This is a genomic window from Cecembia lonarensis LW9, assembly GCF_000298295.1.
Classification (GTDB): domain Bacteria; phylum Bacteroidota; class Bacteroidia; order Cytophagales; family Cyclobacteriaceae; genus Cecembia; species Cecembia lonarensis.
Map to the genome: position 1 here is coordinate 1 of NZ_AMGM01000045.1, position 23861 is coordinate 23861.

Consider the following 23861-nt stretch of genomic DNA (forward strand, 5'->3'; position numbering starts at 1 on the left):
CATTTAATTCTCGATGGGTTCTTCCAGCTCCACATCAAAGTCAATAAGTTCTGGAGATATTTCCAGCATAATTGGTGCTTCATCTTCTGCAATTACCCCTCTGTCTATTAACTCTGCAATCATATCAATCTGTCTGCTGAGATTCAATTGGTCTTTATGGGCTTGCTTGAATTGGCTAAGTAATTCATCATCTGATATATTGGCATATCTTGATCGTCTTACTTCTCTAATTTTTTCCCTTTTCTCTTCAAGTAACTTTAATTTTCTTTCTTGAAGCCTTTCTTCCATGGATCTTAGAAAATCCTCTGATAAGGCGCTTTCATAAAAAGGAGCTTCTTCAAAAGAAATTACCTCCTTGGTTCCATCGCTGTGAATAACAGTGATTTCATCGTCTTCCTCCATAAAATATTCATCGCCCGTTTCAATATCTACCACTTTGTCTATTTCATATACGTATCTTTCCTCAACACTTTTTTCCTTGGCACAAGAGGCCAAGAAAATGATGCTCAGTAGAATTATTCCTAATTTTTTCATGGTTGCTTTTTATTTTTGATTTAATATAATGTTTTATCTTCCTTCAAAATCCATTCCTGAAATACTTCTTTAGCAGTATCCTGCATGCCTTGTTCAAAGGGTATTTTCCTTTTTTCATAAGGTAATTCCAGTTCCTGGTAGATGAAATCATCATCAAACCCAGCTTCTGCCGCGTCCCTTTTATCATTTGCAAAGAAAACTTTTGATGGGCGAGCCCAATAAATAGCACCAAGACACATGGGGCATGGCTCGCAAGAGGTATACACCTCACAGCCGTCTAATTGGAAATGGCCCAAGTTGCGACAGGCATCTCTTATTGCCACAATTTCAGCATGTGCAGTAGGATCATTGGTTTCCAATACAGAATTGGAACCTATGCCAATTACCTTACCGTCTTTAACTATAACACAACCAAAAGGCCCCCCTTTGCCTGATTCCATTCCAGATCTTGAAAGATCGACGGCCATTTTCATATAGGCCTTTTGTTCCTCATTCATAGGTATTTCAGAATGCTTTCCAAAATAAAGTTCATTATTATTTACGGGATTTTTGACCAAATGTTAAGAATAAACTTCTTTTTTTGAATACAAAAAAAATTGAAATTGAAATTTTATTCTTTTACTTATAGCTTAAAAAGCGTTTTTATTCTGTGGTTGGAAAAGCTGTGTTCAGCCAGTCCATTGGCTAAGGAATCTTTGGAAGTTATCTTTGTAATTATCACTCACTGCGATTTGATGCCCTCCGATTTGCACCACGTTTCGGGCAACAGAATCAATATGATCCAAATTGATAATGAATGAGCGGTGAACCCGCATAAACCTTTCCTGAGGAAGAAGGTCTTCCATATTTTTCATACTGGTAAGGGAAAGTAAGGGGCTATCTTTGTCTTTGAGATAGACCTTTACGTAGTCTTTATAAGCTTCAATATGGGTAATGTTTTGAAGCATTACTTTGACCAATTGGTATTCAACCTTGAGAAAAATGAAGTCAGCTCCAGTATGGGAAGTTGAACCATGATCCAGTTTACTGTCTTTGCTCTGCTTTATGTATTGGAAAGCCTTGGTAGAGGCTTTCAGGAACTCTTCGTAACTAAAAGGTTTAAGGAGGTAGTCCAGGGCATCCACTTTATATCCTTCTATGGCAAATTGGTTATAGGCAGTGGTAAAAATTATTCTTGGTTTATTTGGTGATTGTTTCCCTTCGAGTATCCTAGCAAGTTCCATCCCGGATAGATCGGGCATTTGAATATCAAGAAAAACCAGATCTATTTCCTTTTGGTTCAGAAAGCCCAAGGCAGCAATAGCATTGTCAAATTTTGCCTCTAGGGTGAGAAAAGAGGTCTGCTCGATAAATTTACTGATCAGATCCAGCGCAAGGGGCTCATCATCAACGGCTATGCAGCGGACTTTCATTTGATTTTCAAAGTTAAATGTAAGCGGTATTCGTTCTCAGGATTAAGTTTATCGATCGTAAGGCTGTATTTTCCGGGATACAGCAGGTCCAATCTCCTCATGGTATTGATCAGGCCAATACCACTAGCCTTTCCTTCAGGCGTGTTTTCACTGGATTTGAATATGGTGTTTTTCGTTTCAAGATGCAATTCTTGCGGAGTTTTTTCTAACCTGATAAGAATATGGCTTTCCTGCTGCGAGCTTACCCCATGCTTGAAACAGTTTTCTATGATGGGTAATAGCAGCATCGGGGCTATCTCTACATCACTTACTTTATCCGGTAAATAGATTTCAAGTTTCACCTTATGGGTCAGCCTCATTTTCATCAGTTCCAGAAAATCTTGGATGAAATCAACCTCCTTAGAAAGGAGTGTTTGATTTTTTTCTGTTTCATAGAGGACATAACGCATCATTCTGGATAATTTCAATAATGCTGCTTTGGCTTTTTCTACGTCTATATTGGTCAAAGAGTAGATGTTGTTCAAGGTATTGAAAAAAAAGTGCGGATTGATCTGTGCCTTCAGGTAAGAAAGTTCTGAGTTGGTCTTTTCTTTTTCCAGTTTTAACCTGATTTTTTCATCCTCTTGCCATTTTTGAACCGTAGCGATGCTAGTGCTGATGCCCACTGACATGTAAAACACCAGAAGATGGGAAATATCCCAGTAGTAATTTCTTGGCCTAGGCGTGTAAGGAACATCCGGGCGGAAGGTCCTGTGCATGATCTCCTGCATGCCTACAAAATCATCATATAATATAAGTAGCCCAACATAAGCTAGGCCTGCCAATAAATTGACAATCAAAAATACTGAAGTCCTATTTTTAAATAAGGTATGCTGAATGAGGTATATGTAATTGAAATAGAAAATACCAATAAGGAAGGAAAACATGATTCCCTGCTTGATCCAAAATTCAATAGGTCTTTCTACTCCAGCAGACAAAGGGGAAAGAACAAACAATACCAAGCCGATGACCAACCAGGCAAGTATATGTATCAGAATGGTGATGTTTTTTTTCAAGCCGCTGCTTTCCATAGAATTAATGTAGGTGAATTTTCGGTAAACTAAAATAAAATTTTACGTTTTTACCAAAAGTATCTACCGATCCCTTGATTAAGCCGATGAATACCTGTATTTAAAAGATAAAGTTTGGTTTTTTGATAAACCTTTAGGGTTTGTCTGTTAAAAAATGCTTTCTGTCGAGAAAAAGGAGAGAACGGTCTATCGCTTTTTCTTTTGAAATAACAATATCATTCCTTTGTTGCTGTAAACTATCCGCAACCTGCAGAGATGAAAAAGACAAACCAACTATTACTTACAATTTTTGCCATTCTAGCAATATTTGCCCAACCTTTACAGGCACAAGATAAGGAATCAGAAAGGCCAGTATTCAAAATTACCGGTAAAATTCTTGAAAAAGGTACAGAAGCTCCTGTACCCTATGCATCCGTAGCTTTATTGGATCCTGAAAGTGGTCAGACTAAAGCAGGGGCCGTAGCTGATTTCGATGGAGAATTTGTGCTTTCAAATTTTGGTGTTGGCACCTATCAAATCCAGATTAACTTACTGGGATTTGATCGCTATTTGACTTCTGAAATTGTGATTACAGAAAGCAGTCCAGTTTATGATCTGGGTAACGTAATTCTTGTAGCAGAAGCGGTTGCCTTAGAAGAAGTGACGGTAGTTGGGCAGCGAGATCTTATTGAAGAAAAAGTAGACCGCACCATTTATAATGCAGAGAATGATAAAACCCTTATCGGTGGCGATGCTACAGATGTAATGCGCAGGGTTCCTATGCTTTCGGTAGACATGGATGGCAATGTTTCCATGAGGGGAAGTTCCAATATCTTGGTATTGATCAATGGTAAGCAATCCGCTATAGTGGCTACTAATGTTTCCGAAGCCCTAAAACAGATTCCGGCAGAAGAAATCAAATCCATTGAAGTGATTACCTCCCCATCTGCCAAATATGATGCAGAGGGAACCGGTGGCGTAATCAATATTGTGACCAAGAAAAATAACTTGCAGGGAGCCACATTGAATATCAATAGTAGTGCTGGACTTAGAGGCTCAAACTTAGGGCTTAACGCCAATCTCAAGCAGGGAAAAATGGGTTGGACTTTAGGTGGCTTTGGAAGAGCAGGGTACAATATCATCGGCTCATTTGATAATAACCAAAAGGTGACCAATGCTGATGGAACCACGCTCAATATCCTTCAAACAGCGGATACCAGAAATAACATGATGTTTGGTAGGTACAACCTGGGTTGGGATTATGATATCGACAAATACAATTTCATGACGGCATCTGTAAGTTTTGGTTTGAGGAATATGAACAATAGGCAGGATGGCTTATTGACAGAGACTTTCTTTGAAGAGCAATTGGTTTCTTCCTTATTGAGAGATGTGGATATAAGAAACCTCAACAATAATGTGGATGTCAATTTCAACTACACCAAGACCTATGATAAGCCTCAAAAAGAATTCAGCATTTCTTCCTTATACAGTCAGAACAACTTGACCAATGATTTTGTGAACAGCCTCTACAATGGAACATTTACCGATATCGCCAGCCGAATTAAAAACAATAACCTTGGAAGAAACCAAGAATTCACCGTTCAACTTGACTATGTGAATCCTTTAGGGTCCGGGAAAAATCAAATTTTGGAATATGGTGCAAAAAATATCTTAAGAAGAGCACAAAGTGATTTCGCATATTTTACAGCAGAAGGTTCAGATGGGGAGTTTATACAGATAGATGACATAGCCTTTTCCAATGAATTCAGTTATGATCAAAATGTGACAGCAGGTTATGCATCCTATACTGCCACAGTTCTCAAGAATTATGGGTTAAAGGCAGGCTTAAGGTATGAGTATACAGCCATTGATGCAGATTTTAGAAATGCAGAACTGGAGACCGACATTCCCTCCTATGGTTTGTTTGTCCCTAGCCTAAACTTGAGCAGAAAGTTTCAAAAGGGGAATATGCTGAAGGCGGCCTATAACCGCAGGGTCCAAAGACCTTTTCTTAATTTTTTAAACCCTAACATCAATGCGGCCAACCCACAGCAAATTTCACAAGGTAACCCTTTGTTAGATCCTGAATTGACAGATAATTATGAGATTTCTTATAGTACTTTCACAAAGGCTTTGACATTGAATTTTACCTCGTATTTCAGAAATACTACTGGGTCAATCCAACCTGTGCGAACAGTTATGGATGATGATGTAATCTTTACAACCTTTGAAAATATTGGGCAAGAGCGGGCATATGGTTTCTCCATATTCTCAAATATCAACCTTTCTGGAAAATTTTCACTCAATGGCAGTATTGATGGCTACTATGCAGATCTTAATAACGGCCTTGAGGACCCGATGTATGCAGCAAGCAACCAAGGGTTTGTGTTGAGCGGTAGGTTATTTGCCAATTACACCTTACCGAACAACTGGCAGTTACAGTCTTTTGCCTTCATGAGAGGAAGACAGGTGCAGTTGCAGGGTTCTGCTGGAGGATTTGGCATGTACAGTTTGAATATCAACAAGCAGTTCAATGAGCGCAGAGGAAGCATTGGATTTGGTGCGGAAAACTTTTTTACAACTGAATTTAGAATAAGAAATGAATTGCTAACGCCAAACATCATGCAACAAAGTGTCATAGGCATGAGAAATATGAACTTCAAAATCAATTTCAATTATAGAATTGGGAAATTGAGCATGGAGCCTAGTAGGAGAAAGCGTAGAGGTGTAAGCAATGATGACGTGAAAGAAGGAGGAGAAGGTGCCGGTGGAGCGATGATGAATAATTAAGGTGAAACAGTTGATCCTAATAAAAATTAAAAACCACTGCCGTCAAGCAGTGGTTTTTTTATGAAATGATTATAATCCAATTATTTGTACATGACTTGTTTTACAGCCTCTAGTGTTCTTTGAACATTCGGGATTGTGGCGTCAATGTAAGTAGGTGCATAACTCAGGGGCACATCCATGGAGTTTACCCGGATTACCGGAGCATCAAGATAATCAAACGCATTCCTCTGAAGATGGTAGGTGATTTCTGAAGAAATAGCAGCCAAAGGATTGGCTTCTTCCACAACCACACAGCGATTGGTCTTTTTAACAGATTCTACTACGGATGCATAATCAATAGGTCTTACTGTTCTTAGGTCTATCACCTCTGCCTCAACACCATCTTTGGCAAGTTCATCAGCAGCTTCTAAGGCAACTTTCATCATTTTTCCGAAAGAAACTATGGTTACATCTTTGCCTTTTCTTTTGATATCTGCAACACCGATTGGTAGTAGGTATTCACCCTCAGGAACTTCACCTTTATCTGAATACATCAACTCAGACTCCATGAAAATCACTGGGTCCGGGTCTCTGATAGAAGCCTTTAGAAGACCTTTGGCATCATAAGGATTGGAAGGTACTACCACTTTTAAGCCCGGTGTATTGGCAAACCAGTTTTCGAAATTGGAAGAGTGAGTCGCTCCCAACTGGCCTGCATTACCTGTTGGGCCTCTGAAAACAATCGGTACACTGTAAGCACCACCGGACATGGCCAACATTTTGGCTGCAGAGTTGATTATTTGATCTATAGCTACCAAGGAAAAATTGAATGTCATAAACTCTATGATTGGCTTTAGGCCATTCATTGCAGCACCTACACCCAATCCGGCGAAGCCAAGCTCTGAAATTGGAGTGTCGTAAACCCTGTCCGGGCCAAACTCATCCAACATACCCTGTGAAACTTTGTAGGCTCCATTATATTCTGCTACTTCCTCTCCCATGAGAAACACGTCTTTGTCGCGTCTCATCTCTTCGGACATAGCTTCTCTTAATGCTTCTCTGAATTGAATAACTCTCATTATTGACTAGATTTTCGGGCGTAAAAATAGGAACTAATCCCTCAAATCCAAAAAACATTTGGACAGGGGACTTGAAATTCTAAGTTTTATTTACAAATGGATAAAAGGTTATCTTCCGCTTATTTTGGGGAGCTTACAACAGGTTTGCCAGCTTCCATCCAATTATTGAGTCCTCCCTCCAGCATGTACACTTTTTTAAACCCTAGCGCTTTCATTTTTTCTGTGGCAGGAATTGTACGCCTAGCAGATCTACAATAGACATAATACACTCTGTTTTTGGGAAGTTCTTCCAGGATTTCTTCAAAATACCCACCTAAAAAATCTATGAATTCTGCCCCTTCAATATATCCCTCAGCTACTTCCTCAGGGGTTCTTATGTCCAGCATGACATGGCGTTTATTTTTGTTGGCTTTTTTTTCAAACTGATCCGGACTCAATTTTGGTGCACCCTCTTGTGCAAACGCATTGTTGATAAAGGCCAGGGAAAATAAAAGACAGAAAATTATAGCAGTAATTTGAAGGTAAGATATATAAGTTTTCATTTTTATTGGCGCGTTTAATTTTGAAATTGCATGAATACAAAAATAAGGATTATTTCTAAGCTAATTCAGTTATGGTCAAAATTGCCTTGATTTCAGATTCCCATAGTTACTTGGATGGGAACATTATGGATCATTTGAAGGATGTGGATGAAATCTGGCATGCAGGTGATGTTGGAGATGTAGATGTTGTGGATCGATTACCAAAGGGTAAAGCCATTCGCGTTGTAACGGGCAATATCGACGATGTCCAAGCAAGGGCGAGATTTCCAGAAGAATTGACCTTCGAAATAGAAGGACTGAAAGTATTGATGCTGCATATTGGAGGTAAACCTCCTCGATATGCCAAAGGAGTTAAGGAAAAAATACAAGATTATCAGGCAGGATTATTTGTCTGTGGACATTCTCATATCTGCAAAGTGGAATATGATAAAAACTTGAATTGTCTTTATATGAATCCAGGGGCTATTGGTCAACAGGGATTTCACATGATGCGCACCATGTTGCTTTTTGATGTAGCGCAAGGGAAAGTTCAAAATCTACGGGTCGTAGAATTGGGGAAAAGGGGAAAATAAAAGGGCAAACCTTCAGGAATGCCCTCAAATTTCTTTTTAGAGAAGGTTCAAAATTATTTATCAAAGCTTTTTTTAAGCTCCTCAATATCTACATTTTTGATTACTGGCTTAGCACTCAATTGTTTGATCTTGATTACCCTAGTATTTTGACCTTGTCTCTTTCTTCTCAATTTTCTTTTTAAAGTAGTAACAGCCATCGTCTTATCTGTTTATGTGATCTCAAATGAAGCGCAAAACTACAATAAAATTTTGAATTTACTTACCTTTGGGCAAAATTAAAATAAAATATGTCTGTTCAGAAACCCAGTTTACCGAAAGGAACAAGAGATTTTGGTCCATTGCAAATGGCGAGAAGGAACTTTATACTCGATACCATTAAGGATACCTTCAAACTTTTTGGTTTCCAGCAGTTGGAAACCCCAGCTATGGAAAATTTAAGTACTTTGACCGGTAAATATGGTGATGAGGGGGATCAATTGCTTTTTAAAATTCTCAATAGTGGGGAATTTTTAAAAAATGTAACACAGGAGGACTTGGAAGTTGGTGGGTCTGCAGTTTTGCCCAAAGTGTCAGAAAAAGGCCTGCGGTATGATTTGACGGTGCCTTTTGCCAGGTATGTGGTGATGAATCGAAATGAGATCAGTTTTCCTTTCAAGCGTTTTCAGATCCAGCCTGTGTGGAGGGCTGACCGTCCCCAAAGAGGAAGGTATAGAGAATTTTACCAGTGCGATGCTGATATTGTAGGGACAGACAGCTTGCTTTGTGAGTTGGAGATCATTTTAATGATCAAACGTGTATTTGCAAATTTGGGTCTCAAGGATTACAGCATCAAAATCAACAACCGCAAAATCCTTACAGGTTTATCCGAAGTCATTGGTGAAGCTGGTAGGGAAGGAGAGTTGTGTGTTGCGATCGATAAATTGGATAAAATAGGTTGGCAGAAGGTGCAAGAAGAGTTGCTGGACCGTAATTTTACCCAAGATGCTATCCATAGGCTTAGTCCGATCATTGACCTCAAGGAAGGCAATCAGGCGAAATTAGAATTTTTGAAAAGTTATTTGGCGGATTCAGCTATTGGTCTTCAAGGTATAGGAGAGTTGGAGGAGGTGCTTCACATGCTTCAGTCCTATGGGGATAATCAGGAATTTGTGGATTTTGATGTGGTATTGGCCCGTGGCCTTTCTTATTATACCGGTGCTATTTTTGAAGTGAAGGTCCATCATGTGTCCATTGGTTCCGTGAGTGGGGGAGGAAGATATGATAACCTTACCGGAGTTTTTGGATTGGATGGTGTTTCAGGGGTAGGTTTTTCTTTTGGGGTAGACAGGCTTTATGATGTGATGGACGAGTTAGGACTTTTTCCTGAGGAAAACCTAGAAAGAACCCAGGTACTGATAACCTATTTCGACCAAAAAGGATTTGCTTATGGCTTAAAAATTTTGAACGGATTAAGGAAGTCAGGAATTGCGGCTGAGTTATATCCCGACCAAGCCAAAATCAAAAAACAATTTACTTATGCAGACAAGAAGCAAATACCGTTTGTTGTGATCCTTGGGGATAATGAGATGGAGTTAGGCAAGCTGAGTGTAAAAGAATTGTCAAGTGGAAAACAGGAGACTTTGAGCCTCGAGGAATTCGTTATGAAATTAAAGTAAAAAAATCCCCAAGGGTTTATTGGGGATTTCAAAAAGATGCGCTGCGGTTTATTTATTCAATTTCCAGTATACAATTAATGGGGATACAGATGTCTGATTTCAGGCAGACGAAATCCGAGCCAACTGCCCAAATGGTGGTATGGACACGATAGATTTTTTCATCTGCTGTTTCGAAAGTGATATAGACTTTGTTTTTAAGCAGATTACCCAATGATTGGGCCCTGTTTAGGTCGAATCCTCTTTTTTTTCTTTCTTCCGTTGTGGGGAGTACTTCTTTTTTGCAGAATTTTAGGTCTCTTATATTTTCTTTTGCGATAATTTCTACGGTTTTCATGGTGTTGTTGATTGAGATTGATAGGGTCTTGGATAGCTTATATTCGAAAAATTTCGAAAAATGTTTCAAAAGAAGCATTAAATTTTTTAATAGTTATTATTAGCGGCTTTAGATTTTTTTAAACGGATAAATACATATAAAATCGCTTTTATGGTTCATGGTTCCAGTCCTTGAAAAAGATTATATTTGCGCACTAAATAATGAAGCTATGTTTGATATCATGAGTATTATGAATAAGGTGAAAGAGGCTCAGGCTAAGATTAAAGAAGCTCAGGCCAAATTGGTTCACTTGAAGGCTGAAGGAGAATCCGGTGCGGGAATGGTCAAAGTTGTTGTCAACGGGAATAGGAAAGTGGAGGCTATTCAGATGGATGACTCCTTAGTCAATGTGTCGGATAAAGAAATGCTGGCAGATTTGGTGGTGGCTGCGACCAATAAGGCTATGGAAGCCATTGACATTAAAATCAAAGATGAGTTGAAGTCTGCTACAGATGGCATGATGCCTAATATACCGGGTATGGATTTCGGGAATATGTTTTGATGCAAAAGGCTGCCATAGTCATATTGAATTACAATGGAGTAGAAACTTTAAGTAAGTTTTTACCAAGTGTCATCAAATATTCCACATTTCCAGTATATGTGGCAGACAATGCCAGTTCAGATAACTCTATTGATCTTCTGAAAGAAAATTTCCCTCAGGTTAGACTCATTTCTTTGAAACAGAATTTTGGTTTTGCAGGAGGCTATAATGAAGCATTTAGAAGCATCCAGGGCAAATATAAATTTTATATCCTGCTCAACTCGGATGTTGAAGTCACCGACCGTTGGGATATAAACCTGATCAAATACCTGGAAGCGCATCCATATGTCGCAGGAGTACAGCCTAAAATCTTATCTTTTGGGCAGCGGGATCACTTTGAGCATTCTGGCGCGGGAGGAGGCTTTATTGATAGTTTGGGTTATCCTTATTGTAGGGGCCGATTTTTTGAGACCATTGAAAAAGACAGGGGACAGTATGATGATGAAGTGACGGTAGATTGGGTTTCCGGTGCATGTATGGCTATACAGTCCGAAATTTTCCATGAAAGTGGCGGTTTTGACGCCTCATATTTTTCCCATATGGAAGAAATAGATTGGTGTTGGCGGATGCGGTGTGAGGGCTATTTGTTCAAATATTATGGTCAAGTCGGAATTTACCATGTAGGTGGTGCGACTTTGGCTCATTCCAACCCCAAAAAAACCTATCTGAATTTTAGAAATAACCTAACCACATTAAAAAAGAATCTTCCCAATAGAGATTGGATAAAGGTATATTGTTCCAGGATAGTCTTAGATACCTTGGCTGCCTTTGTATTTATGATGAAGGGAAATCTAGACCATGCCAAAATGGTATTCAGGGCCCATCACGATTTTAACCGAATCAAAAACCAATCTTCAGTAGCCACTAATAGGGAGTGCCAGCGTAACGGAGAAATTCAATTCCTGCTATGGGAATACTACATCAAAGGCAGAAAAACCTTCCTGCAAGCTTAATCAAATAGCACAGGGTTGTTCATCTTCCTTAAATATTTCCTAACTTTCATCATCATTGCCATGCTGACGTAAAGAATGATTGGTGAGCCTAGGGTGACAAATGAACTGTAAATGAAAAACAACCGTATGCTGTCAATTGGGAAGTTTAATTTCTCGCCTAGTCTGGAGCAAACCCCAAAAGCCCTTTCTTCAAAAAACAATTTGATCTTATTCATAATGGTTGGAGTCCTTTTGTTGGATAAAGTTAGCAAATAAATTTTAATATACTACAAAGCCATAAACGTGCCAAAATGTTTAGAAGAGTAACAGTCTTTTTTTGGGTAATTTTATTTTGTTCGGCATCTTTTTATTGCAGTCCAAAAATATATCAATATGAAAATTTGTTGGATGGGGTGTTTGCCAAACCCGAGTACCTTGTTTTTCACAGGGATTCCATCCGCTTTACCATTCAGGGGGGCCTTCCTATTAAGTACCTTACAGCTGATACCCGTGTTCTATTCTTTCCTGAGTATCATTATGATGGAGGGGTTTTGAATCTGGGTGAATTTATACCATTTGATGGAAGGTTTGCCGTACCACATTCGGAGACCAAGATCAACAGAAGTATCGTTTTCCCGTATTTGCCAGGCATGGATAACGGAGAACTGGTGCTGAATGCGCAGCTGGAGAAGAAGGGTAAATCATTTCCTATTGCTGGAAAACCTTTGGCAAAAGGCCTGAATACCGTCCCGCTTTTGGCCAGGATGGGCCAAATTACGCCAGATGAACCCATTCAGGAGATTGGTAAATACATGCTAATGGATTTCTCCAGCATCAATATACAAGAGGAGCGTGACTTTCTGATTCCTTTTGCCTTGGGTTCATACAATTTAGGTGCTGCCCCATTTCCGGCTAAGCTTCAAGAACTATTAAAAAAGGGAGAGCCTGGTTTTAGGGTGAAAGAAGTTAGGATTGTTGGTTTACACGCTCCGGAAAACAGGGAGTTGGCACAAACAGATCTTGCTGAAAAGAGGGCTGCACAATTAAAATCCACCTTATACAACCAAAGTGAATTCAGGACAGTGCCTACACAAACTGATTTTAGAAGGAAGGATTGGTTTGATTTTAGGGTATTATTGGGGCAGTATGACAAGATGGGGTGGGAGGAAAAGGAGCCCTACTATAAAATTTTACAATCGGATCTTGGTTTTGAGGAACAATTCACGCAAATGAGACGCCTGAAAACTTTTAATCAGGTGTCCCGCGATATTTTTCCAAGATTAAGAGCAGGAAGGATTACCGTTATCCTGGAAAATATCCGGTTGAGTGATCCTGAAATTGCCGTAAAAGTTTACGATATGCTCAAGGAAGGTAGGCATTTGGATGATTTGACAACAGAGGACTTGATATACATAGGGCAGGAGGCTAAACGACTGCATGAGAAAGAAGCCATCTTTAATAAACTGATATCGCTTGCTCCCTCGGAACTAGCCTATAACAACCTTGGGGTAGTCTACATGAACCAGGCTCAACGGGAGTTGGGTTTGCATCAAAGAAATGAATTGGTCAATAAAGCAGTGGAGATGTTTCGTCAATCCAACAAGCTTAGAACCACTTCAATTGCCATGCATAATTTAGGACGCGCCCTGATTTTACGTCAGGATTTTTTTGATGCTTATGTGGCCATTTCACAGGCTTCCGGTTTGGAAAGGAGTGAAAATGACGAATTTCTAAGATACAATGAAGGACTTCGTGGTGCATTAGATATCAGAAATGGGGATTACAAATTGGCCACTATCCGCTTGAATATGGCGCCAGAAGACGAGGTTAACCTTTTCAATAAAGGATTGGCTTATTTTTTAGCCGACAATTTTTACCAGGCAAGCGTGGCTTTTGAAGAAAGTGTACAGGCCAATAGAGACTATGGGTATGGGTTTTATGGTTTGGCCATGATAGCTGCGGTCAGTAGGGACAGGCAGGTCTTTTATGAATATCTTCGGAAGGCCATTGAACAATCTGCTTTTTTGAGAGAAAGGGCTATGCAGGATATTCTTTTTGAAGGATTCAGAGAGGAAGGTGAATTTCTTGATCTTTTCAAATAAGACCTTTCGCATTTAAATAAAACCTTTTATAAAAACACTTATTAATAGCGTTGACATTTTTAAAAAATTTCCAAAAATGAAATATTGAGTAAAATTTTTGAATTAATCATTATTCTCTTAAATTAGTTGCCGTGGAGTGTAAAAACCTAACATTCCACCATAATGGCGTTAAATTGCAGAATTAGATTGTGATTTAATTACTTTATACTTATAATTCGACGATGTTCAATGACAAAAAACCTAAAATCTCTGCCTATGATCATAACCCCTTCTTTATTCACAGGATAACAAAATCGATTTAGCAAGCAAAAATCAGACATTTTGATAGATAAATAATCAAAATAGTAGACTAGCAGCATTGTCTGCTAAGGTATAGTCAGCAATAGAAGAACAGAAAAATACTCTGCAAACTATTGCAATAATTTTGCAATTTTCTGCAAACGATTGCATGATTATCAAAAAATTAATTGCTTTCAAACCTTATCAATTAATAATTATTACCCAATCAATCTATGTTTATGGAAAAACTTTACAAAAGTCTAAGTGTATTTTTATTACTCTTAGTGCTTTCAAGTGCCACAGCGTTGGCACAGCGAACGGTAACAGGAACTATCCTGGATGAATTCGGGGATGGACTTCCTGGTGTCACCGTTTTGGTGAAAGGAACGACCACAGGTACAGCTACTGACATCGATGGAAAATTCTCCCTCAATGTCCCTAGTAATGAAGCCGTGTTGGTCTTCTCTTTTATAGGTTATCGAACTGTTGAACAAATGGTAGGTAACCGATCAGTTATCGATTTCTCAATGCAGCCCGATGAAAGGACTTTGACGGAATTGATCGTAACAGGTTATACCATTGATAGCCGAAGGGAAACGACAGGTGCCATTTCAACCGTAGATCCTAAAGATTTGACAATTATTCCAACAGGAAATATTGAGCAGACCTTACAAGGTAGGATTGCCGGTGTGACTGTGGTAACCAATGGTCAGCCGGGTACGGCTTCCCAGATCAGGGTGCGTGGTTTTGGTGCTTTTGGTGGTAACGAGCCGCTTTATATCGTTGATGGTGTGCCAACTACCAATACAGATTTCTTGAACCCGGATGATATTGAATCAGTAACAACCTTGAAAGATGCTGCTGCTGCTTCCATTTATGGTGCTAGGGCAGCTAACGGTGTTATTGTATATACCACCAAAAGAGGTAGCAAGAGAGCTCAGAAACTGAGATTTGATTACAATGGTATGATGGGCTTCACCGATCCGGGACGTGGTTTGGATATGACCAATCCACAGGAATATGCTGATGTTACCTGGTTGGCTGAAATCAACCAAGCAAGAATTGATGGCCGTGCCCCTAACTTTGGACACCCACAATTAGGTAATGGCCCTAGACCTGTATTGCCTTACTATATCAACGTGGGTGGTGCAGCAGGTGTTCCAGGTCCTCTTACTCCCGCTCAATTAGAAGAGCAAAGAGCATTATACAATATCGATCCAAGAAGAGGTCCGGTTCATCAGTTGGTGAGGGCCGCTACAGGAGAAGGTACAGATTGGTTTGATGCTGTAACCAGAAGAGCGCCTCTGCAAAGACATTCCCTAGGCTTCTCAGGTGGATCAGCTACCAGCCGATTCTTCTTAGGTTTAGGTATTCAGGAGCAAGCCGGTATCTTGTTGAACAATGATTTTAGAAGAATTTCATTGAGAGCCAATTCTGAGCATGACATCGGAAGCAAAATTCGTGTAGGACAAAACTTCCAGGCTACTTACATCCAAAGACTGGGTCAAACCGGTGCAGGTGGAGGACAAAGGGTAGCTCAGGATGAGAATGACATCTTGCAGGCTTTCCGTATGCCATCCATGATTCCAGTTTTTGACGAATTTGGTGGATATGCAGGTACAGCGGCAAGGGGCTTCAACAACCCAAGAAATCCAGTTGCCAACAGAGAGGGAATAGCCAACAACAGAAACTTCGATGCCAATGCTTTTGGTAACGTATATGTAGAGTTTGAGCCGGTGAAAGATTTGGTTTTCAGATCCTCTATTGGTGGTCAGTACAATAACTTCTATGGTGTAGGCTTCTCCAGATTGCAATATGAAAACTCGGAGAATAACTCAGCTTTCGGCTACAATGAATTTTCTGGATACAGCATGCAGTGGGTTTTGACCAATACTGCGCAATGGAAGAAAACAATCGATAGGCATCAATTTGATGTATTGGTAGGTCAAGAGGCCTTAAATACTGGTTCTGGTAGAAATATGAACACGGTAGGTCAGAATCCTTTCTCTGAGGATCCTAATTTCATTACCATTTCTAACCTGCCTTTTGCCACTAGGATTGCCAACTCTGGTCAGTTCTTAGGGGTGAATTTCCTTTCATACTTCTCCAGGGTTAATTATACCTATAATGACAAATACATCTTCAGTGCTGTGGTAAGACGTGATGGTTCCTCCAGGTTTGGTCCAAACACCAGATGGGGTACTTTCCCAGCTTTCTCAGCTGCTTGGAGGTTGTCTTCAGAGGAGTTCATGTCTTCAGCTACTTGGTTGGATGATTTGAAAATCCGAGGTGGTTGGGGACAGATGGGTAACTCTAACAACGTGGATCCTAACAACCAATTCTCCTTATTTGGTGGTGACTTAGGAGCTTCTTCTTATGATATCGCAGGTACCAATAGTTCTGCTATTATCGGATTCAGAAGAACCAGGATTGGAAACCCGAATGCGAGATGGGAAACTGCTGTAACCAAAAACATTGGTTTTGATGGTACCGCCTTCAATGGTAGATTGGATGTCATTGTGGATTTATGGCAAAAAGATACAAGAGATCTATTGTTCCAGGTTCCAATCGCCTCTGTGGCTGGATTTAATGCTGCTGCACCTGCGGTAAACATTGGTGAAATGATGAACCGTGGTGTGGACATTACCATCGCTACTAAGGGTAATTTCTCTTCGGACTGGAGATATGACCTGCAAGTGAATGGTGGTTTCTTGAGAAACGAAATCGTATTCTTGGCACCAGGTATTGACTTCATCATTGGTGGTGCGGCTGATCCTGCCTTTAGGGGTATCCGTCCAATCAGAAACCAAGTGGGTAGACCTATTTCCTCTTTCTTTGGGTATGTAGTGGATGGGCTCTTCCAAAATGCGGAGGAAGTAGCTAATCACGCTACTCAAGATGGTGCTGCTCCTGGTCGATTCAGGTATGTGGATACTGATGGGGACGGAAGAATCACGCCAGATGATAGACAGTTCTTGGGATCTCCGGTTCCAAAATTCACTGGAGGTTTAAATTTCACTGTTGCTTACAAAAACTTTGATATGTCAGCCTATTTCTTCGGAACTGCTGGTAATAAGATTTGGGCACAGTGGAGATGGTTTACTGACTTCTTCCCAACATTTGAAGGTGCAGCTGTGTCGAGAAGGTTGTTGGATTCATGGACTCCTGATAATCCAAATACTTCAGTGCCAGTGGCTGATAAAACAGCTAGCTTCAGTACATCAGGTGTAGAAAACAGTTATTATGTGGTGGATGGCTCTTTCTTGAGACTTCAAAACCTGACATTAGGTTATACCATGCCGAATAACTTGTTGCAAAGATGGAAACTGGAAAGATTGAGAGTATTTGTTGCCGGTAACAACTTGTTTACGATTACTGGATATGATGGATTGGATCCAATGGTTGGTGGTAACGTTGACTTGGCTTATGGTATTGATGTTGGTAACTACCCTGTGACAAGACAGTACACTGTAGGCTTAAATTTAAGCTTCTAAGTCAAACAATATATCAAACGTTTTGTTAACGAGGAAAATTTCAAAAGTAATTACTGAAATATGAAAAGATTTAAAATTCAAATGGCTACGATGCTCACAGCAGGAACGCTGTTGTTTGCGTCAAGTTGTGAGGACTTCTTAGAAGTTCCGGTGGTGGGCCAGTTATCAGAAGCGCAATTATCTTCCTTGGCAGGTATTGACGCGGCTTTGATTGCGGCTTATTCTCAGGTTAATGGAAGGTTTCAGCGAATGGCTTCTCCTTCCAACTGGGTATGGGGAAGTATAAGAGGTGGAGATGCTAACAAAGGAACCGACCCAGGTGATTTTGTTACTATTAATCCTATTCAAAGGTATGAGGCATTTTCAACAATTAATATTCTCGAAGAAAACTGGAATGGGAATTACGAGGGCATTGCAAGAAGTAACAATGTGCTCAGGTTACTAGATTCTAGGGGGAATGATGTCACAGATGCGCAGGCTAGGGGATTTGAGGCACAGGCCAGATTCCTAAGAGCGCATTATTATTTCCAATTGTATAGAAACTTCAATAAAGTTCCAATTATACCACATACGGTAGATTATGGAATGGAGGAGTTTGATAACTTGAGTAATGACCAGGAGATGCTTCCTTTCATCGAGGCTGAATTCAGGTTTGCAGCAGAGAATCTTCCTGCGACGCAACCTCAGGTTGGTAGGGTGAATTCTTGGGCAGCTAAAGCATATTTGGGTAAAACACTACTCTATGCTAAAAAATTCGCTGAAGCTAAGCAGGTATTTGATGATGTGATTGCCAATGGGGTTACAAGCAATAACCTTCGTTATGACCTTGTGCCTTATTATGACGACATGTTCCGTGGCGCCAACGATAACCATCAGGAATCTATTTGGGCTTATCAATCTGCTGCTGGTACAGGTACGGTAAACAATGCCAACCCTGAGTTTGACTTGAATTTCCCATACAATACCGGTCCAAGTGGTCCTGGTAACTGTTGTGGGTTCTTCCAGCCTAGCTTTACCTTTGTGAATTCTTTCAGAACAAACAATGGTTTACCTTTATTGGACAATTCGTTCAATCAGCCGGCCAATAGGGTGGTTAGTGATATGGGCTTGACTTCTGCTGAGCCGTTTACTCCTGATGCAGGTCCATTGGATCCAAGATTGGACCATACCGTAGGTAGAAGAGGTATCCCTTATTTGGATTGGCAAGACCATCCGGGTGAGGCTTGGGTACGTAACCAACCAAATGGTGGACCTTATGCGCCTAAGAAGTATGTGTATCAGCGTGCTGAACAAGGTACTTTCCAAGATAACTCTTCTTGGACTCCAGGATATACCGGTATCAACTTTTTGATCATCCGTTTTGCTGATGTGCTGTTGATGGCCGCTGAAGCAGAAGTGGAGTTGGGTAACCTTGAGGCTGCCAGAGCATTGGTAAACCGAGTCAGAGAGCGTGCTAAAAATTCTGAATTGTTGAGAGACAATGGACAGCCTGCAGCTAATTATGTTGTAGAGTTGTATAATGCTCCTTGGACAGATGCCAATACTGCTAGAACAGCGGTTAGGTTTGAAAGAAACCTTGAGCTTGGTATGGAAGGTCATAGATTCTATGATTTGGTAAGATGGGGCATAGCCAAAGAAGCCATTGATTTCTATCTGGCTTTGGATGCCTCAATTTTGCAAGGAGCCTTAGGTGGAGCTGTATTCACCGCAGGCCGTGATGAATGGCTTCCAATTCCTCAAAATCAGATTGACTTGATGGGTTCTGATAAATTAAGACAAAACCCTGGTTTCTAATACCTATTAGATCTATAATGGATTAAAGAGATGGTACTTGTGCCATCTCTTTATTTTTGTATACGCGTGAAAAAAAATCAGTCTTTGACTTTAGAAATTCTACTTTTTAATCTTAATTTCAAATGATATTTGCCCAGCCTTCCTGTTAAATAGTATGAAATTCTTCAGATTACCAATCATTATCCTATTACTGTTATTCAGTGCATGTTCCAAAAAGGCAGACACCTTATTTGTCTTCAAATCCGCCAATGATACAGGTATTCAATTCGACAATAGGATTATAGAGTCGGATACCTTTAATATTTTGACCGATGAATACATTTTCAATGGAGGAGGGGTGGCTGTTGGTGATTTTAATAATGATGGATTGCCTGATTTGTACTTTACAGGAAATCAAGTGCCCAATGCACTATACTTGAATAAAGGCAATCTTAAGTTTGAAGACATTACAGGAAGTTCGGGTACAGCTGCCGCGGACCGATGGAGTACAGGCGTAACGGTAGTAGACATCAATGGGGATGGCTGGTTGGATATTTATGTCTGTGCGGCCATGTATGAAGACAAAGCCCGAAGAGCCAATATGCTCTTTGTCAATCAAGGTTTAGATAAAGACGGGAAACCTTACTTTAAAGAAATGGCGGCTGATCATGGGATTGCTGAAAATGGTAACAGTATGATGGCCACTTTTTTTGACTATAACAATGATGGGCTATTGGATTTGTATGTATTGAATAACGAACAGGTTAAAGGAGCTCCCTCAAATTTTAGGGAGAAGATCACCGATGGTTCGGCAATTAACAATGATAGACTGTATAAAAACAATGGAGATGGTACCTTTTCCGATGTCACTATTGAGGCGGGCATTACCATAGAAGGATTTGGACTGGGCCTGGCTGTAGCTGACATCAATCAAGATGGTTGGCCTGACCTTTACATTTCCAATGATTACATGCCCAATGATATTTTGTACATCAATAATCAAGATGGGACTTTTTCAAATAAGACCAAGGAATTCATCAGACATCAAAGTATGTTTTCTATGGGGTCTGATATTGCGGATTATAACAATGATGGCTATTTGGACATCATCACCTTAGATATGTTGGGTGAAACCAACTATAGAAAAAAAACCACCATAGCCAAAAATTCCTATCAGGTCTATATCAACAATGAAGAGTGGGGATACGAATACCAACATGTACGGAATATGCTGCATGTAGGAAATGGCCCTGGGATCCCCTTCAGCGAAGTTGGTTTTATGGCGGGCATATATCAGACAGACTGGTCTTGGTCCCCTCTTTTCGTAGACGTGGACAACGATGGCCAAAGGGATTTATTGATTACCAATGGGTTTCCAAGAGACATCACCGACAAGGATTTTGCCAATTACAGAGCAGATGTGGGCAATGTGGCTACCGTAAGACAGCTTCTTGATTCTATTCCAATAGTCAAAATCCCTAATTATTCTTTTCGAAATAAGGGAGATTGGACTTTTGAGGATGTGGGTGAAAGTTGGGGTTTAAATAAACCTTCCTTCTCCAATGGGGCAGTTTTCGTTGACCTTGATGGGGATGGGGATTTGGATTATGTGGTCAATAACATCAATGATCCTGCTTTTGTCTTTGAAAATAAAACCAATCAGGAGAAGGGAAAAAGGAATTTCCTAAGGGTGAAATTAAAAGGGGATCAACAAAACCCCATGGGTATAGGAGCGAAGCTTGTCCTTCGGTTGGAGGATGGTGCTTTTCAATACCATGAACAGCATGTTTCCAGAGGCTACATGTCAGCTGTTGAAGATGTGGTTCATTTTGGGCTTGGAGCTCAGGATGGAATTACGGCTCTGGAAGTTTTTTGGCAGGATGGAAAATATGAAATGGTTAGGCCTGAAAAAGTGAATGAACTTATCGTTTTGGAACACAGTAATGCCCAATCTAAATCACTCTTTGATCTTGATTTTCCTTTTACTTCCAAAAAAGTTAGTCACCTTGTGGAGGAAGTTTCATATGAAAAGGGGATTGATTTTGTCCACCAGGAGGTTGATAAGATAGATTACAATATTCAGCGTACTTTGCCGCATAAATTGACACAGTTTGGTCCTGGATTGGTGGTCGGAGACATCAATGGAGATGGACTTGAAGATTTTATTGTAGGCAGTGCTTCCGGCTTTTCGCCCCGCATCTTCATACAGAATACAGCAGGTATTTTCTCTGGTGTGGACCTGTTTCAAACGGTGGATGAGAAGCGCTTTGAAGAGATGGGCATGGTGCTCTTTGATGTGGACAATGATGGAGACTTGGACCTTTATTTGGTTTCGGGGAGTTCTGAATTCGGCTTGGAGGCAGAGGAGTATGTAGACAGGTTGTATATCAATGACGGCAAGGGTAATTTCCAATCTTCTCAAGAGGCTTTAGCGGCTGATAAAATCAGTGGTTCAGTGGTAAAGGTGGCAGACTTTGATGGGGATGGTTATTTGGATCTGTTTGTTGGTGGACGCAGTCCAATTGGGCAGTATCCTTTTCCTGATCAAAGCGTTTTGTTACGGAATAATCAGGGTAAACTGGAAGACGTAACTGATTTATTAGCGCCAAGATTAAGGCAGGTTGGCATGGTCACTGATGCACTTTGGACAGATGTGGATCAAGATGGCTTGGTGGATTTGGTTTTAGTGGGAGAGTTGATGCCAATAACTATATTCAGAAATACCGGAAATGGATTGGAGAAACTTGCTGATACCGGCTTGGAAAATCATTTGGGTTGGTGGAACAGTATTGTTGCGGGTGATTTTAATGGAGATGGTAGGATTGACTTTGCCGTAGGGAATCTGGGAGCCAATAACCTCTATCAACCGACTGAGAAAAGGCCGGTTACGGTGTATGGAAAGGACTTTGACGGTAACCGCAGCATAGATCCGGTTATTTTCACCTATTTCAAAGATGATACTGGGAATTATGTCTCTGTACCCGCCCATTACTGGGATGATTTGTATGGGCAGAGCACCCTTTTCAGAAGGAAATTTAACCGCTATAAGGAATATGCCAAGGTTACTGAAGCTAACTTTTTCACGAAGGAAGAGCTGGAAGGTGCTTTGGTATTGAAAGGTAATTATGATAGGAGCGCTTGGGTTGAAAATCTTGGAAATGGCCAATTTAAAATCCATGAATTACCCTTGTTGGCTCAGATTGCTCCCGTCAATGGGATGGTAGTGGACGATGTAGATGGAGATGGGTATTTGGATTTGGTATTGGTAGGGAATGATTATGGCAATGAGGTTTTTGCTGGCAGGTATGATGCCTTCACGGGATTGGTTTTATTAGGAGATGGAAATGGTAATTTTGAACCAACACGATCCCATGAAAGCGGATTTGTGGTAACGGGTGATGCCAAATCCATGGCATTAATCTATGATGTTAATGGGCAAGCCCTTTACCTTTCATCGCAGAACAGGGATAGACTGTTGGTTCACCAACCAAAAAATACCCCCAAAGCAGAAAGTTTGATCCATCCACCTCATGATGTGCATACGCTACTTTTTGAATTGGAAAATGGACAAAAGCGAAGGGTTGACATTGGGAATAGGTCAGGGTTTATTTCCAACTCCAGCAGGAGAATTCCCGTGCCAAATGGCGTGAAGCAAATTCGGGGTGTAAATTTCAAAGGCGAACTAGTCGATTTGGAGTTTTGAGTTTTTGATAAAAATTTGAGGAAACAAGGAGGTTTTTTCAACCACAAAAGAACACAAAAGGGTACAAAAGTCTGGGCATGGAATACCAGTACCTGAACAGGTAGATTCTTTTGTTTTCTTTTGTGGCTTTTTCCGACTTTCGGGACAAGTTGTGGTTCAGATCAATAATCTAATTCAATACTACTCTTCCAAATGAAGGGTATGAAAGTTTAACCTTGGTGAAGGTGGACTGTATTCCATTACTTATAAAGCTTTTTAAGGTCTGCATTGGCAATTTCAACCATCAGTTCTCCTACCTTCTGAGCGATGTCATTAAAGTACCTTTCCCCTTTTTCCGCATTTGATTTTTTAGGATTACCGATACCGGTATCTTCGGTGACGGAAGACCAGCGACGTTCTGCCCAGGCCCATTTTTCACTGACACCGGTAAAAATTGATTTTTTCTCATTTCCATCACCTGCTTCTGAAAGCGGTAGCACTAAGTGTGGGTGTAAATACATGATGAGACTGGTTTCCATTTCATCTGCATGATCTCCAGCTACATCAAAGTAAAGGGTTTTGTCCAAGGCTTGGTACCAGTTGCAGCTCATCAGCAACATTTCGGGAAACTCCAGGCCTAATTCCCTTAATATGGTTTTGAAGTCATTGCCCCCATGGCTGTTGAGAATCAGAAATTTTTTGATTCCCTGTCGGTTCAAGACCGTAAGGATGTCACGGATAATGGCGAGTTGGGTACTTGGGTTCATGTTGATATCCAGGTAAATATCACTTTGTCCGGTGTTTACACCAAATGGTATAGTAGGGAGAACAATGACTTTAGCCCCTTGTTCCCAGGCCACTTTTCCGGCTGCTGCCGATATGGCCTCTGCCTCAAAAATATCAGTTCCATATGGGAGGTGATAATTATGGGCTTCAGTGGCTCCCCAAGGAAGAACGGCAAGGTCAAAGCGTTGCTCCTTTAAATTTTTCCAATTGTTTTCAGCTAATAGATAAGGTCGCATGGTTTATTATTATAGAGGATTGTACAATCATTTCTCTTTTATAAAAAT

At 40.4% G+C, this 23861-nt stretch carries 19 protein-coding genes; 9 read left to right on the forward strand and 10 right to left on the reverse strand.

What is annotated here, in order from left to right; all coding sequences use genetic code 11:
- Positions 1-3: 3 nt before the first annotated feature.
- The 4 genes from B879_RS13330 to B879_RS13345 all read right to left on the reverse strand — a co-directional run bounded on the left by B879_RS13330 (position 4) and on the right by B879_RS13345 (position 3016).
- The gene (locus B879_RS13330; RefSeq protein ID WP_009185714.1) at positions 4-534 is read right to left on the reverse strand and encodes a hypothetical protein; all 531 of its coding nucleotides are present in this window, start codon (positions 532-534) and stop codon (positions 4-6) included.
- 20 nt (positions 535-554) lie between these two features.
- The gene (locus tag B879_RS13335; RefSeq protein ID WP_040400679.1) at positions 555-1031 is read right to left on the reverse strand and encodes a nucleoside deaminase; all 477 of its coding nucleotides are present in this window, start codon (positions 1029-1031) and stop codon (positions 555-557) included.
- Positions 1032-1202: 171 nt separating this feature from the next.
- Positions 1203-1946, reverse strand: coding sequence for a LytR/AlgR family response regulator transcription factor (locus B879_RS13340; protein WP_009185716.1), 744 nt, complete (start codon positions 1944-1946; stop codon positions 1203-1205).
- Positions 1943-3016 (reverse strand): sensor histidine kinase, encoded by a 1074-nt coding sequence (locus tag B879_RS13345; RefSeq protein WP_009185717.1) that lies wholly within the window; start codon positions 3014-3016, stop codon positions 1943-1945. Before B879_RS13345 ends, B879_RS13340 begins: the two co-directional genes overlap by 4 nt.
- A 255-nt stretch (positions 3017-3271) precedes the next feature.
- Here B879_RS13345 and B879_RS13350 point away from each other — a divergent pair, with 255 nt between their 5' ends.
- The gene (locus tag B879_RS13350) at positions 3272-5788 is read left to right on the forward strand and encodes a TonB-dependent receptor (protein ID WP_009185718.1); all 2517 of its coding nucleotides are present in this window, start codon (positions 3272-3274) and stop codon (positions 5786-5788) included.
- Between the two features lie 80 nt (positions 5789-5868).
- On the opposite strand, the gene B879_RS13355 is transcribed toward B879_RS13350, so the two are convergent.
- On the reverse strand, positions 5869-6846 hold the full coding sequence (locus B879_RS13355) for a pyruvate dehydrogenase complex E1 component subunit beta (RefSeq protein WP_009185719.1): 978 nt from the start codon (positions 6844-6846) through the stop codon (positions 5869-5871).
- Positions 6847-6965: 119 nt separating this feature from the next.
- Positions 6966-7388, reverse strand: coding sequence for a rhodanese-like domain-containing protein (locus B879_RS13360; RefSeq protein WP_009185720.1), 423 nt, complete (start codon positions 7386-7388; stop codon positions 6966-6968).
- A 71-nt stretch (positions 7389-7459) separates the two neighbouring features.
- Between B879_RS13360 and B879_RS13365 the strand changes: the two genes are divergently transcribed.
- Positions 7460-7960: a metallophosphoesterase family protein gene (locus B879_RS13365; RefSeq protein ID WP_009185721.1), complete on the forward strand. Its 501-nt coding sequence runs from the start codon at positions 7460-7462 to the stop codon at positions 7958-7960.
- Positions 7961-8013: 53 nt separating this feature from the next.
- On the opposite strand, the gene B879_RS22880 is transcribed toward B879_RS13365, so the two are convergent.
- Positions 8014-8157, reverse strand: a complete 144-nt coding sequence (locus B879_RS22880; RefSeq protein ID WP_009185722.1) for a hypothetical protein — start codon at positions 8155-8157, stop codon at positions 8014-8016.
- A 90-nt stretch (positions 8158-8247) separates the two neighbouring features.
- Between B879_RS22880 and hisS the strand changes: the two genes are divergently transcribed.
- Positions 8248-9615: a histidine--tRNA ligase gene (gene hisS, locus B879_RS13370; RefSeq protein WP_009185723.1), complete on the forward strand. Its 1368-nt coding sequence runs from the start codon at positions 8248-8250 to the stop codon at positions 9613-9615.
- A gap of 52 nt (positions 9616-9667) precedes the next feature.
- On the opposite strand, the gene B879_RS13375 is transcribed toward hisS, so the two are convergent.
- Positions 9668-9949, reverse strand: a complete 282-nt coding sequence (locus B879_RS13375) for a hypothetical protein (protein ID WP_040400681.1) — start codon at positions 9947-9949, stop codon at positions 9668-9670.
- Between the two features lie 208 nt (positions 9950-10157).
- Between B879_RS13375 and B879_RS13380 the strand changes: the two genes are divergently transcribed.
- Complete coding sequence (locus B879_RS13380) at positions 10158-10490, forward strand: YbaB/EbfC family nucleoid-associated protein (RefSeq protein WP_040400683.1); 333 nt, start codon at positions 10158-10160, stop codon at positions 10488-10490.
- Positions 10490-11482, forward strand: coding sequence for a glycosyltransferase family 2 protein (locus B879_RS13385; RefSeq protein ID WP_009185726.1), 993 nt, complete (start codon positions 10490-10492; stop codon positions 11480-11482). The genes B879_RS13380 and B879_RS13385 overlap by 1 nt, the downstream gene beginning before the upstream one ends.
- On the opposite strand, the gene B879_RS13390 is transcribed toward B879_RS13385, so the two are convergent.
- Positions 11479-11697: a PspC domain-containing protein gene (locus B879_RS13390; RefSeq protein ID WP_009185727.1), complete on the reverse strand. Its 219-nt coding sequence runs from the start codon at positions 11695-11697 to the stop codon at positions 11479-11481. The two genes, B879_RS13385 and B879_RS13390, sit on opposite strands and share 4 nt — an antisense overlap.
- A 75-nt stretch (positions 11698-11772) precedes the next feature.
- On the opposite strand from B879_RS13390, the gene B879_RS13395 reads away from it, so the two are divergent.
- The 4 genes from B879_RS13395 (at position 11773) to B879_RS13410 (ending at position 22812) form a co-directional block, all read left to right on the forward strand.
- Entirely contained in the window at positions 11773-13563 is a 1791-nt protein-coding gene (locus tag B879_RS13395; RefSeq protein ID WP_009185728.1) for a tetratricopeptide repeat protein, read from the forward strand.
- Between the two features lie 512 nt (positions 13564-14075).
- On the forward strand, positions 14076-17336 hold the full coding sequence (locus tag B879_RS13400) for a SusC/RagA family TonB-linked outer membrane protein (RefSeq protein ID WP_009185729.1): 3261 nt from the start codon (positions 14076-14078) through the stop codon (positions 17334-17336).
- Between the two features lie 60 nt (positions 17337-17396).
- Positions 17397-19130 (forward strand): RagB/SusD family nutrient uptake outer membrane protein, encoded by a 1734-nt coding sequence (locus tag B879_RS13405; RefSeq protein ID WP_040400668.1) that lies wholly within the window; start codon positions 17397-17399, stop codon positions 19128-19130.
- Between the two features lie 154 nt (positions 19131-19284).
- The gene (locus tag B879_RS13410) at positions 19285-22812 is read left to right on the forward strand and encodes a VCBS repeat-containing protein (protein ID WP_009185731.1); all 3528 of its coding nucleotides are present in this window, start codon (positions 19285-19287) and stop codon (positions 22810-22812) included.
- 239 nt (positions 22813-23051) lie between these two features.
- On the opposite strand, the gene B879_RS13415 is transcribed toward B879_RS13410, so the two are convergent.
- The gene (locus tag B879_RS13415) at positions 23052-23813 is read right to left on the reverse strand and encodes a creatininase family protein (protein ID WP_009185732.1); all 762 of its coding nucleotides are present in this window, start codon (positions 23811-23813) and stop codon (positions 23052-23054) included.
- Positions 23814-23861 lie beyond the last annotated feature (48 nt).